Raw genomic sequence first — 11,809 nt, 5'->3', positions numbered from 1 at the left:
CTATTTCCTTTTCTTCATATAAAAATAGTTTCAATACCTCAACAGGTAAATTTTTATCTTGCAGGTCATCAATTAGCAAGAAATTAACTGTTTTTTCAGCGGTACTATTTGATAAATCATTATTCATATATACACATATCTTTCTTACGATAGCAAATTAGTGAAATTCTACATTATGACGATTCAAGATATCTACAGTCAAATCAAACTTTTCTTTATTATAAACATAATTTTCTCTGGCATAGTGTTCAATGAATATTTCGTCCTTAATAAATAGTGAGAAAAACGGCAACAAATTTTCTTCTTTATCTTCTTCTGTAGTTTGAATAAAACTTTTTAGACTCATAATTTTATTTAAATCGAGCATATCTGTAGTCCCGCTAAGTCTGATTAAGAATTGCTGTATCTCAATTACTCTAAATCCCAAATCAATTGCCAGATTTATAGCATCAATTTCATCATTCCAGCAATTCAGTTCTACCTCTCTTTCTTCATCTAAAAACAGCTTCAATACCTCAATTAGCCAATCGTTGTCCTGCCAGTCATCAAGCTCAAAACTATAGTATTTTAGCAATAGTTTAATCTCCTCTATAAAATTGTCTATTATAAAGCTACAGGAGCAAGATATAACAATATAGTGGTAATTACAGCTGCAACACTTCCCCATACAGCAGAATTAACTATTTTATTTGTATTGTTAGACGTTGAACCTGCTATATTTTTTGCAAAATTTGCTATTGCTTTTGCAGCCTCTTCGAAGTTTAAAAAACATTGATCTATAACAACGGTCTTAGATACAGCATCATATACACGTATGCAATCTTGTCCAGCTAATCTATATTTAACTATATGTAAATTTACTACATCTCGAGTTTTTTTAGTGGTTCTTTTATAAACATGTAAATTTATATGATTAACATTCCCCCAACTGCCAACTGGTCCATTATGAATATTTGTTACTTTGACATACATATCACCTACTTTTACAGGTCCAAATGCTAATCCAGCATTATAAAAAGAACTACCTTGTGTATATCCAGAGAATATACTTGGATTATATATACCTGCAAAACTATCTATTGAAATAATATTTGTAAACATTAATAGTGTTAATATGATTGCCAATATCTTTTTAAATTTTAAATTTAACATAATATACCCCTTTGCTAATATAATTGATATTATCATTTCGCCTATCTAAATATCACTTTCTACCATATCTCAATTCTTCTAAATCTGTGGATTTTATTTCATAGAAACCCTCCTTTACATTAATAATCAATACAAAAACACGTCCAACTAAGTATATTCTATATATACTATATATATTTGATTTTGTCAATATCTGACTTGTATTCCCAAAGATAATAGTGTAAATAAATGATAAATTAATAAATAAATTAATAAATAAATTACGAATAATTCCTTTTTATGGTAGATTTAATAGGTGTTCCCGTCTTCCGTCGAAGTACTATGAAAATTCCGACGTTTTAAATTTTGCTCAAACCATTTAATTTCACACAATTCTTTTAAATCCTTTATTTTAAAGGCTTTTCTTACTAAGAAGAAATATAAATAAATATCCTAGTTTTCTCCATGAAAAACAAAAGAAATTTGAAGGGGAAATACAGAAGAAAACAGTATAAGAAAAAATGCAAAACCAAAAATTCAGTCAATGGGATTTTATGCCCAAAATAGACAGTACTATAGAAAACAAAATATCCTGACAAAGTAATAGAGCAAAAACGCCTTGCATTTGTCAGGATATTTTTATTTAGTTCTGCGGGAAGTAGAAATGCTTATTTCCCAACAGCTCCCCTTTTAAATTCCAATATATTTATAAATACATAATCTATGAAGTTTTTGAAATTTTGTAATAATCCAAAGCTATCAACAATGCATCAAGGATTGATAAAATACTTAGGATGATTTGTACCGATATATATGTTCTCATTCCCTCAAATTCACTAAAGCCTTCGGTATTTAAGGAATAAATAAAATCGGAGATTTTACTTCCGTTAAGTATACATATAATCAGTAATATCAGTATAATAGTTTTTACAGATATACCTGCTATGAGTCTAAAGTTATCGTTCATAATATATTAATAGGAATTTTTCCAAACAGCGAATAAATTTTCAGGCTTTTGTGCAGTTCCTTTTCCAATTAGAACCCAATTCTGTCTACCAATAGGTCTGCGTGAACCAGAGTAAATATTAAAATTAACAACTTTATATTCAGGAACGAGAACAAGATAACCTCTACTAGTAGCAATTTGACTGGCTGAACCAGTAGTTTGATATGTTGTTGAAACATTAAAGCCAACACCAGCAGAAATTATATCGGTACCAACAGATGCACTGCAATTAAAAGATGCAGAAAGACTTTTTGAGTAAGCAACAGTAGCAGTCATTCCTTTGTTTACAATAGGACTTTTTGCAAGTACTTTTGAGTAATCAATACGCCTAGTGGTTGAAGTAACTACTATTTTTTTAGGAACAGAGAAAAAAGTAGCACCATTTGTGGTAGCTGGAACGAATGCATCAGTCGGGTAAAGAGGAAGTATGTCAATCACATCTTCATCTAATGAATTACTTGATTTGTAGATACTAATCGGTGACTCAGTTGAAATGTTATACTCTTCTGATGCAAAAACAGTAATACTACTCAGTAGTAGAGTAAGTAATGTAATAACACCAATAACATATTTCTTCATTTGCTCTCCTTTCTTTACTAAATATATTAGAATTTGTTGTACTAACTATACCATATAAATGTTAAGGGAGCAAGTAAAAAAAAGAAAGAAAGCATATTCATAAATCATATGTGTTGATAGTTATATTATAATTATAAATTTTATATTTTTTGGTGAAATTATATAAAAGTTTAAATAAAATAATTAGCATATATGTGTTATAGCATTATTTAATTAAAAATAAATTGCTTGACAGTTGTTTAAGATAATGTATAATACTCTTTGTTTAATAACACTAAACTTTTTGATTAGAAATAGTGTGCAACACAAAGAAAGGTTTTTATGGATATCGGTTCAAAACTGAAAAGACTCAGAGTGCTTGCAGGACTTACACAAGAAGAGCTTGCCGACAGGGCGGAATTGTCAAAGGGATTTATTTCACAGCTTGAGAATAATATCACATCTCCGTCCATAGCAACTCTTCTTGATATTTTGCAATGCCTCGGAGTACAGATAAAGGATTTTTTTGAGGAAGAGACCGAAACGCAGGTGGTTTTTACGGAAGAAGATTACTTTATCAAAGAGGATAAAGAACTAAACAATACAGTCAAATGGATAATACCGAATGCACAAAAGAATATGATGGAACCTATACTACAGATTATAGAACCGGGAGGGCTTACATATCCTGACAATCCTCATGACGGTGAGGAGTTCGGATATATTCTTTCGGGCAGTGTGGAGATACATAGGGGAAATGATATGTATGTAGCAAAAAAAGGTGAGTCTTTTTATTTTACATCGGATAAAAAGCATTATATCAGCTCAAAGCGTGGTGCAAAGCTTATATGGGTCAGCACACCGCCTAATTTTTAGAATATTTTTGGAGGAAGTATGGGTACATCCCTTATTGATTTGGAACATATCTCAAAGAGTTTTGACGGAGAGATTGTTTTAGATGATTTGAATTTATCAATTAAAGAAAACTCATTTGTAACTTTACTGGGGCCGTCGGGCTGCGGTAAAACCACCACCCTTAGGATAATAGGTGGATTTGAACAGGCTGACAGCGGCAGAGTAATATTTGACGGCAAAGATATATCGAATATTCCGCCCAATAAGAGAAACTTAAATACAGTATTTCAGAAGTACGCATTATTTCCTCATATGAGTATTGCAGAAAATATAGCATTCGGACTGAAGATAAAGAATAAGCCGAAAGCATATATTGATGACAAGATAAAGTATGCACTGAAACTGGTAAACCTTGCCGGCTTTGAGAAAAGAAGTATAAATTCACTCTCAGGAGGACAGCAACAAAGAATAGCTATAGCAAGAGCCATAGTAAATGAACCGAAGGTACTCTTACTGGATGAGCCGCTGGGGGCCTTGGATCTTAAGCTGCGTCAGGATATGCAGTACGAGCTTATCAGACTGAAAAATGAGCTTGGCATCACATTTATCTATGTCACACATGATCAGGAAGAAGCACTTACAATGTCCGATACCATCGTGGTTATGAATCAGGGTTATATTCAGCAGATGGGTACACCTGAGCAGATATATAACGAGCCTGAAAATGCGTTTGTAGCGGATTTTATAGGTGAGTCAAATATAATCGGTGGAACTATGCTTCAGGACAGGCTTGTAGAGATCTTCGGTGCAAAGTTTGCCTGTGTGGATGAGGGCTTCGGAAACAATAAGCCTGTGGATGTGGTTATAAGACCTGAGGATATCGACCTTGTAGAGCCTGAGAAGGGAACCTTGGTAGGCAGAGTTACTCATTTGATATTTAAGGGAGTGCATTATGAGATGGAAGTTACCACGCCGAACGGCTATGAGTGGCTGGTACATTCTACAGATATGTTCCCGGTAGGTAAGGAAGTCGGCATCAGCGTGGACCCTTTTGATATACAGATAATGAATAAGCCTGAGTCTGAGGATGAGGAGGCTGTGGGAGTAAATGAATAAAAACTTCAGAAAAGTGTTGGCATTCCCGTATATTCTGTGGATGATCGGTTTTACAATAATACCTCTCTCACTTATCTTTATATACGGACTGACCGATAAAAGCGGAAGCTTTACACTGTCAAATGTGCTCTCTATATTTGCAAAAGACCACTTTAAGGCACTTTTACTTTCAATTGCACTTTCGGTTATCAGCACTGTGATATGTCTCGTAATGGCATTTCCTTTGGCACTTACACTAAAGGGTAAGAAGCTGAATAAGGGAAGCCTTATAGTATTTATATTTATTTTGCCTATGTGGATGAACTTTTTGCTTAGAACTTTGGCATGGCTTTCACTTCTTGAGAAGAACGGAATTATAAATACAATTTTACATTTCCTGCATTTGCCGGGACTTAATATCATCAATACACCTGCCGCCATTGTGCTTGGTATGGTGTATAATTATCTGCCTTTTATGGTACTGCCGATATACAATGTACTTGAAAAGATTGACGACAATACCATAAATGCTGCCAGAGACCTCGGTGCAAATACAATGCAGACAATTACAAAGGTTATAATACCTCTCAGTATTCCGGGTATTGTCAGCGGTATCACAATGGTATTTGTACCTGCACTTACTACATTTGTTATCAGCAATATCCTTGGAGGAAGCAAGGTGCTTTTGATAGGAAATGTAATAGAGCAGGAGTTTACAAAGGGCAGCAACTGGAATCTGGGTTCCGGACTTTCACTGGTTATGATGATTTTTATACTTATCAGTATGGCGTTTATTGCCAAGTATGATAAAGACGGGGAGGGCATGAGCGTTTGATTTTTTCAAAGATTAGAAGAGTACTTGGTGATATTTACCTTGTATTCGTATTGATATTTTTGTATGCCCCGATAGCTACTTTGGTGATTTTAAGCTTCAACACTTCAAAGTCAAGGAACAGATGGGGCGGATTTACACTTGATTGGTACTCTGAACTTTTTAAGAGTGCCACAATTATGTCTGCTTTCAGAAATACACTTGTAATAGCATTTTTATCGGCACTTATTGCGACAATTATAGGTACTGTAGCCGCTATCGGTATCAACAATATGAGAAAAGTACCTAAAACAGTGGTAATGGCGGTCAACAATATTCCTATGTTGAATGCGGATATTGTAACAGGTATTTCTTTGATGCTCGGATTTATCGCATTCGGCATCAGTCTCGGCTTTAAGACGATTCTTATAAGTCATATAACTTTTAATATTCCGTATGTATTGCTTTCTGTAATGCCGAAACTTAAGCAGACAGAGAGAGTTACATATGAGGCGGCTCTTGACCTTGGAGCTACGCCGCTTGTGGCATTCTTTAAAGTGGTGTTCCCGGATATATTCCCCGGAGTAATCTCGGGATTTTTACTTGCTTTTACAATGTCGCTTGATGATTTTATAATAACACATTTTACAAAGGGTGCAGGTATAAACACTATATCCACTCTGGTATATTCAGAGGTTAGAAGGGGTATAAAGCCGAGTCTTTATGCACTCTCTACCATCATATTCGGTACTGTTTTGATTTTACTTATAGTATCAAATATTGCACAAAATAAAATAAATAAAAGAAGATAAGAGGAAATAAGCGTGAAAAAGAAATTTGTGAGTACAATGACATTGATGAGCCTGCTGTCTGTGGCGGTGTTGTCAGGATGCGGCAAAGGTGATGCCGGTGCCAAGGCAGGCAGTGCAGGAGAATTATATGTATATAACTGGGGTGAGTATATTGACGAGAGTGTTGTAGAAGAGTTTGAAAAAGAAACCGGCATCAAGGTTGTCTATGATATGTTTGAGACCAATGAGGAGATGTATCCTGTAGTTGAAGCCGGTGGAGTTGTCTATGATGTGGTATGTCCTTCAGACTATATGATTGAAAAGATGATAAAGAATGATATGCTAGCAGAAATTGATTTTAACAATGTTCCGAATGTAAAGAATATCGATCCTAAATATATGGAGATGTCAAAGGCTTTCGACCCTGAGAATAAGTACTCGGTACCGTATACATGGGGAACTGTGGGTATACTTTATAACACTTCCATGGTAAAGGACGATATAACAAGCTGGGGAGACCTTTGGAATCCCAAGTATCAGGGAAATATCCTTATGCAGGACTCTGTAAGAGACGCTTTTATGGTGGGTGAGAAGCTGCTCGGATATTCTATGAACACTACAGACAAGTCGGAACTTGAGAAGGTAAAGGATAAACTTATAGAACAAAAGCCTCTTGTTCAGGCTTATGTTGTGGATCAGGTTAGAGATAAGATGATCGGCGGTGAGGCTGCTATAGGAGTTATCTATTCAGGTGAGATGCTCTATGTTCAAAATGAGGTTGCAAAGGCCGGCGGAGACTTTGAACTTAAGTATGTGATACCGAAAGAGGGTACCAATGTATGGATTGATTCATGGGTGATTCCGAAGAATGCAAAGAATAAGGAAAATGCCGAAAAGTGGATAGACTTCTTAAACAGACCTGAGATTGCAAAGAAGAACTTTGAATATATAACATATCCTACACCTAACAAGGCTGCATATGATTTACTTGATAAGGATTTGCAGGACAATACGGCGCTCTTCCCGACAGATGATATGCTTAAAAACAGTGAGGTTTATAAGTATCTTGGAGATGATGGCGACAATCTTTATAATGAGCTTTGGAAAGAAGTGAAGGGTAACTAAAAAAAGTACTGCCGTGGACTTAGTCCGTGGCAGTTTTTTATTGTGTTTACTTATGATTAAATTTAGTATATAATTTAGTCATAATTTGGAGGTGAGATTATGCAGATTGTACCTATGAGAGATTTGAAAGATACTGTGCAGATTGAGAAGAAATGTCAAAACGGTCCGGTTTTTGTGACTAAAAACGGTTATGGAAAGCTGGTAGTTATGAATATGGAATACTATGAGTCTAAGATTGCTAAAATTGCAGAGGCTGATTTTATCAATGAAGGTATTGTAGACTTTGCGGATGGGAAAGTCAGTGAAGGAAAAGAAGTAATAAAAGAGCTGAAGGACAAATATGGAATATAATAATTTTTCATATTATCTTACCAATCGTGCACAAATTGATTTAAATAATATAGTTGAATATATTGATAGAGAGTTATGTAACAAGGATGCTGCAATATCATTTATTCAGCATTTTGAAAAAGAAATGGACAATTTATGTAAATTTCCAAACATAGGTTCAAGATTAAACAATATATATTTGAAGAGAAATGATATATGTAAGGTAACGGTTAAAAATTATATAGTGTATTATTTTGTTGAAAAAAGAAAGAACATGATAGTAGTAGTAAGAATAGGACATTCTTTGCAAAATCAAGATAACTTGTTAAAATGATAGAAAGACATCCCACAGGCTTTTTTGTCTGTGGGATGTTTTTATATGTGTAAAAAATCTTTTAGATTTATTGCACCTGTTTTATTCAGATAATCAAAGAGGGTAAGAAGCAACATTGCTATGGTATAGAATAATACTACAAGCAGGTGGAATTTACGGCTTATTGAAAGATATCCTATATATTCTCTTATAAGTGCATTGAGTGTAAAGTACCACTTTGTCTTTGAGCCGTAGCCTATGCAAGGTATGTTAAGCTTTTTTGCAAATACCAAGGCACGGAATACATGATATGAGGTGGTGACAAGAGCAAGATTAGGATTTTCATTGTCAATAAGCTTTGAAGAAAAGAGGAGGTTTTCATATGTGTTTTTTGACTTATCCTCTATTATAATCTTTTCCTCGGATACTCCCTTTTGCTTAGCATAATCCGCCATAGCAACTCCTTCGGGAATATCTTCGCCGGGTCCCATTCCACCTGACAATATAAGCTTGGCATTCGGATTATACTTTAAAAGTTCTATGCCCCTATCTATTCTGCTTGCAAGAAGCGGTGTTACCCTTGTTCCCTTAATACCTGCACCAAGCACTATAATATAGTCAAGATTTTTGGCTTTACCTATATGAATCAGATTTAAAATAGCTGAAACACAGTACATTGCCATCAAAAACAACAGATATATAAATATAAAGCTGAATATTTTATATATGATATCGGCAAAGAGCAGAAGAGGCTTTTCATAAATATTTGATAAAGATACCGGCATAATCAAAGGCCATACAAATATATAAATAACAAGTGATATTGAAAATGCCAATGACAGTATATTTTTTAATCTGATACCCTCCTTTCTCAGTATAAGGATTCCTTGTACAAAATAGGTAATGATAAGTACAAACGGAAACAGGGCAATTGCTACAATGAATATTATTCCGCTAATCATTACTAAAGGATATAAAAAGCGACTTTTTTGCAAAATTTCCGAGTAATAAAAAAGTGTAAACAGTCCGGTAGCACCTATAGTAATCAAGTAGATTAAAAACAGTACGCCAGTTACCATTCCGCGGGGTTCCTTTTTCATATGAGTAATAAATACAATACTCATAAGTATAAAAGGGATAAAAGCTATAAGTTGAATCATAAAATCTCCAATCTATTCCAATATGGAATGTCTGATTATTATAGTCTATCTTTCAATTATTTTAAAGTAAGATACTTTTAATATATAAAGCCGTGTTTTTATTTTCGGTCTGTGATACAATATAGTTGTTACCATATGTTGTTTGCCGGGAATAAAGGAGGTAGTATGAAGTTTATAAAAAGGCATAAAAGGTTTCTTATAAATACACTTATCTATATCATTTCTTTTGTTGTAATTGTTATTCCCATGAATATGTGGATATATAAGGGATTAAACCTTTATAGTCTGGGAAAAAGTGCAGTTTATGTTTTTGGAATATGGTTTGGCATATCTGCAATAATTGCCGCTATAAATTATTATGAAAATAGGGATAATAAATGAAGGCGAAGATTTTATATTTCAACTGACAACTCAAGAAGTTGAGGAACTTTCAAGGTGCAAAAATTTCACCTTGAACAGAGGCACCGGACGAGGGAGTAATATTAAGTACAATCCTTGTGCCTTTACTGAACAGGGGATTTATATGCTTATGACTGTATTAAAGGGTGACCTTGCAGTAAGGCAAAGTAGAGCTTTAGTTTGTACTTTTAAACAAATAAAAGACTATATCGTAGAAAACCAAGAAATGTATAACAAGCTAACATGCGTAAAATTGACAAGTTCATTTATCTGAACATATAAAGCTTATATTAAATGCTCGGAAATGTAGTTTGTTATGTGGAACAATTTAGATGGGAATATTTTGGTACTATATTAAAGATTAGAAAATATGTAATTTAATGAGGGAGAACTTTGATGGAAAATTTGGAGAATAAAAAAATATACAGATTTAAAAAATTCTTAGGATTCTTGGGATTGTTAGGTTTTTTAGGATTTTTAGGATTTGTATTTGATAATGTAGTATTTTTTCATTTTTTTTGCTTTTATGGTTTTTTTTCATATTTTTTTGTGAATGATACGCAGAGTATTAAGAATAAAGATGACAAAAGACATACTTTATACAGAGGTATTTTGGTCGCTATATTTATAACCAATGTAGTTATAACTAACAGTGGATATATCCATGATAAATACTCGGCTATGACTATTTTAATCAACGTAGCTTTTGCCATAGCCGTCATAGTGGATACTATTATTGGAAAAAGTTGAATGTAGTTGAAGTTGAGTCAGTGTTTATTGTATTTAGCTTAGCGCCACATCCAGTGCCATCATCACTGTAAATCCGAAGGCAAATAATATAACTCCTATATTTGAATGTTCCCCTTCACTCATTTCAGGAATAAGTTCCTCCACTACAACATACATCATAGCGCCTGCCGCAAAACTTAGGAGATAGGGCATAATAGGAATAAAGAATGCGGATGCACCAAGCATTATAAATGCCGCTATAGGCTCTACCGCACCTGAGAGTATGCCGTAGAATAATGCTTTCATCTTACTCTGTCCTTCAGCATGAAGGGGCATGGAGATGATGGCGCCTTCAGGAAAGTTTTGAATGGCGATACCGAGAGAAAGTGCAAGTGCGGCTCCTGCGGATATACCTATCGTTCCGTTTAAAAATCCCGCATATACAATACCTACAGCCATACCCTCAGGTATATTGTGAAGATTCACGGCAAGCAACATCATAGCGGTTCTTGCAAGTTTACTCTTTCGCCCTTCAGCCTTTGCAGCATACATATGCAGATGCGGAATAATGTGGTCAAGCAAGAGTAAAATTAAAATTCTTATCAGTATATATCTTATGTAGTTATGTTGTGCTAACTACATTTTCTATAATAGCATTTATAAAAACAATTTGCAATACAAATAAATAGAAAAAAATTAAATTGCACAAAATACTTTAATCTGTTAATCGATAATCTTTTTATAGTAGCTTATCTCGCTTGTGATAATAAAACCGAGTTCTTTATATATCTTATACGCCGTAGCGTTTTCAAGCAGCAGCTGTAAATGTATTTTTGTTTTTCCAAGACTCTTTAAATAATAAAGTATTGCAGTCATAGACAGTTTACCAAGCCCTTTGTTTCTATATTCTTCATATATATTAAAGCTGTGAAAATATATATCGTCGGTGTTGAATGTAAAGGTATAAAAGCAAAACGATCCTATTTCAATATCTGATTGAAATATATAGTAAATATCATCTTCTTTAATTATATCAATATCAAAAACAGGTTCGGCATTGTATGAAGAGAGGTCAAGTTCCATCATGGTTTCGGTACATTCATATGTAAGTGACAGACTTTTGGCTGTTTTTACGGCAGGAGAGTAATTTCTTTCGCAGATAAATGAGATATCACACTCTCTTTCAAGGTCATTACAAAGATATGTATAAGCGGCCTTAAAATATCCCTTACATCTGTTTGACATATCTGTATATGCTATGGCTTCATATGTATCAATATCTATCTCAAAGAGTGCAATTACAGACATTAACTCTTCATTTTCAAAACAGAGATAGTAAGTACATCTGTCGTCACTAAAGTCAAAGTAGAGCGGAAGATGTTTGACCTTATCCTGTGATTTAACTATATTATTTATCTTTTCTATATAAGATTGTGTAAGTTCCTTTGTTTTTATTATATTCATCTCAAACTCCAAGTGCATTTATTGAAATAATGCGTGTTTATG

General features: G+C 34.0%; 14 protein-coding genes and 2 pseudogenes. 10 read left to right on the top strand and 6 right to left on the bottom strand.

Features of this window, described 5'->3' with window-relative positions; genetic code table 11:
- Window positions 1–157 precede the first annotated feature (157 nt).
- The 3 genes from ACO6FI_RS00875 to ACO6FI_RS00865 all read right to left on the bottom strand — a co-directional run bounded on the left by ACO6FI_RS00875 (window position 158) and on the right by ACO6FI_RS00865 (window position 2,716).
- The gene (locus ACO6FI_RS00875; RefSeq protein ID WP_485455689.1) at window positions 158–574 is read right to left on the bottom strand and encodes a hypothetical protein; all 417 of its coding nucleotides are present in this window, start codon (window positions 572–574) and stop codon (window positions 158–160) included.
- A 29-nt stretch (window positions 575–603) separates the two neighbouring features.
- On the bottom strand, window positions 604–1,152 hold the full coding sequence (locus tag ACO6FI_RS00870; RefSeq protein WP_485455688.1) for a hypothetical protein: 549 nt from the start codon (window positions 1,150–1,152) through the stop codon (window positions 604–606).
- Between the two features lie 952 nt (window positions 1,153–2,104).
- Entirely contained in the window at window positions 2,105–2,716 is a 612-nt protein-coding gene (locus ACO6FI_RS00865; protein ID WP_485455687.1) for a hypothetical protein, read from the bottom strand.
- Between the two features lie 321 nt (window positions 2,717–3,037).
- Here ACO6FI_RS00865 and ACO6FI_RS00860 point away from each other — a divergent pair, with 321 nt between their 5' ends.
- The 7 genes from ACO6FI_RS00860 to ACO6FI_RS00830 all read left to right on the top strand — a co-directional run bounded on the left by ACO6FI_RS00860 (window position 3,038) and on the right by ACO6FI_RS00830 (window position 8,036).
- Window positions 3,038–3,571, top strand: coding sequence for a helix-turn-helix domain-containing protein (locus ACO6FI_RS00860; RefSeq protein ID WP_485455686.1), 534 nt, complete (start codon window positions 3,038–3,040; stop codon window positions 3,569–3,571).
- Window positions 3,572–3,589: 18 nt separating this feature from the next.
- Window positions 3,590–4,666, top strand: coding sequence for a spermidine/putrescine ABC transporter ATP-binding protein (gene potA, locus ACO6FI_RS00855; protein ID WP_060932341.1), 1,077 nt, complete (start codon window positions 3,590–3,592; stop codon window positions 4,664–4,666).
- Window positions 4,659–5,480, top strand: a complete 822-nt coding sequence (locus tag ACO6FI_RS00850) for an ABC transporter permease (protein WP_485455685.1) — start codon at window positions 4,659–4,661, stop codon at window positions 5,478–5,480. Before potA ends, ACO6FI_RS00850 begins: the two co-directional genes overlap by 8 nt.
- Window positions 5,477–6,268 (top strand): ABC transporter permease, encoded by a 792-nt coding sequence (locus ACO6FI_RS00845; protein ID WP_060932343.1) that lies wholly within the window; start codon window positions 5,477–5,479, stop codon window positions 6,266–6,268. Before ACO6FI_RS00850 ends, ACO6FI_RS00845 begins: the two co-directional genes overlap by 4 nt.
- Window positions 6,269–6,280: 12 nt before the next feature.
- Window positions 6,281–7,372, top strand: coding sequence for an ABC transporter substrate-binding protein (locus ACO6FI_RS00840; protein ID WP_485455684.1), 1,092 nt, complete (start codon window positions 6,281–6,283; stop codon window positions 7,370–7,372).
- 99 nt (window positions 7,373–7,471) lie between these two features.
- Window positions 7,472–7,723: a type II toxin-antitoxin system Phd/YefM family antitoxin gene (locus tag ACO6FI_RS00835; protein WP_314767475.1), complete on the top strand. Its 252-nt coding sequence runs from the start codon at window positions 7,472–7,474 to the stop codon at window positions 7,721–7,723.
- Window positions 7,713–8,036, top strand: a complete 324-nt coding sequence (locus ACO6FI_RS00830) for a type II toxin-antitoxin system RelE/ParE family toxin (RefSeq protein ID WP_485455683.1) — start codon at window positions 7,713–7,715, stop codon at window positions 8,034–8,036. The genes ACO6FI_RS00835 and ACO6FI_RS00830 overlap by 11 nt, the downstream gene beginning before the upstream one ends.
- 41 nt (window positions 8,037–8,077) lie before the next feature.
- On the opposite strand, the gene ACO6FI_RS00825 is transcribed toward ACO6FI_RS00830, so the two are convergent.
- Window positions 8,078–9,175 (bottom strand): YdcF family protein, encoded by a 1,098-nt coding sequence (locus ACO6FI_RS00825; protein WP_485455682.1) that lies wholly within the window; start codon window positions 9,173–9,175, stop codon window positions 8,078–8,080.
- A 165-nt stretch (window positions 9,176–9,340) separates the two neighbouring features.
- On the opposite strand from ACO6FI_RS00825, the gene ACO6FI_RS00820 reads away from it, so the two are divergent.
- The 3 genes and pseudogenes from ACO6FI_RS00820 (at window position 9,341) to ACO6FI_RS00810 (ending at window position 10,324) form a co-directional block, all read left to right on the top strand.
- On the top strand, window positions 9,341–9,556 hold the full coding sequence (locus ACO6FI_RS00820) for a hypothetical protein (protein ID WP_485455681.1): 216 nt from the start codon (window positions 9,341–9,343) through the stop codon (window positions 9,554–9,556).
- Window positions 9,557–9,560: 4 nt separating this feature from the next.
- Window positions 9,561–9,833 (top strand): annotated as a pseudogene (locus ACO6FI_RS00815) (ORF6N domain-containing protein); the annotation flags it as partial.
- Between the two features lie 137 nt (window positions 9,834–9,970).
- Entirely contained in the window at window positions 9,971–10,324 is a 354-nt protein-coding gene (locus ACO6FI_RS00810) for a DUF3796 domain-containing protein (RefSeq protein ID WP_124952458.1), read from the top strand.
- Window positions 10,325–10,357: 33 nt separating this feature from the next.
- Here ACO6FI_RS00810 and ACO6FI_RS00805 read toward each other — a convergent pair.
- Both ACO6FI_RS00805 and ACO6FI_RS00800 read right to left on the bottom strand, forming a co-directional pair.
- Window positions 10,358–10,897: pseudogene (locus ACO6FI_RS00805) on the bottom strand (ZIP family metal transporter); the annotation flags it as partial.
- A gap of 129 nt (window positions 10,898–11,026) precedes the next feature.
- Window positions 11,027–11,767, bottom strand: a complete 741-nt coding sequence (locus tag ACO6FI_RS00800; protein ID WP_485455680.1) for a GNAT family N-acetyltransferase — start codon at window positions 11,765–11,767, stop codon at window positions 11,027–11,029.
- Window positions 11,768–11,809 lie beyond the last annotated feature (42 nt).

This window comes from Lachnoanaerobaculum sp. (assembly GCF_057250505.1).
Note: the sequence above shows the minus strand (reverse complement) of the source record. Positions and strands in the feature narration are given on the sequence as shown.

What these genes read in the sequence shown, in the direction of transcription:
- potA (WP_060932341.1), top strand. Translation starts at nt 3,590, where the DNA reads ATGGGTACATCCCTTATTGATTTGGAACATATCTCAAAGAGTTTTGAC.
- ACO6FI_RS00820 (WP_485455681.1), top strand. Translation starts at nt 9,341, where the DNA reads ATGAAGTTTATAAAAAGGCATAAAAGGTTTCTTATAAATACACTTATC.
- ACO6FI_RS00800 (WP_485455680.1), bottom strand. Translation starts at nt 11,767, where the DNA reads ATGAATATAATAAAAACAAAGGAACTTACACAATCTTATATAGAAAAG.
- ACO6FI_RS00825 (WP_485455682.1), bottom strand. Translation starts at nt 9,175, where the DNA reads ATGATTCAACTTATAGCTTTTATCCCTTTTATACTTATGAGTATTGTA.
- ACO6FI_RS00835 (WP_314767475.1), top strand. Translation starts at nt 7,472, where the DNA reads ATGCAGATTGTACCTATGAGAGATTTGAAAGATACTGTGCAGATTGAG.
- ACO6FI_RS00810 (WP_124952458.1), top strand. Translation starts at nt 9,971, where the DNA reads ATGGAAAATTTGGAGAATAAAAAAATATACAGATTTAAAAAATTCTTA.
- ACO6FI_RS00850 (WP_485455685.1), top strand. Translation starts at nt 4,659, where the DNA reads ATGAATAAAAACTTCAGAAAAGTGTTGGCATTCCCGTATATTCTGTGG.
- ACO6FI_RS00860 (WP_485455686.1), top strand. Translation starts at nt 3,038, where the DNA reads ATGGATATCGGTTCAAAACTGAAAAGACTCAGAGTGCTTGCAGGACTT.
- ACO6FI_RS00870 (WP_485455688.1), bottom strand. Translation starts at nt 1,152, where the DNA reads ATGTTAAATTTAAAATTTAAAAAGATATTGGCAATCATATTAACACTA.
- ACO6FI_RS00865 (WP_485455687.1), bottom strand. Translation starts at nt 2,716, where the DNA reads ATGAAGAAATATGTTATTGGTGTTATTACATTACTTACTCTACTACTG.
- ACO6FI_RS00830 (WP_485455683.1), top strand. Translation starts at nt 7,713, where the DNA reads ATGGAATATAATAATTTTTCATATTATCTTACCAATCGTGCACAAATT.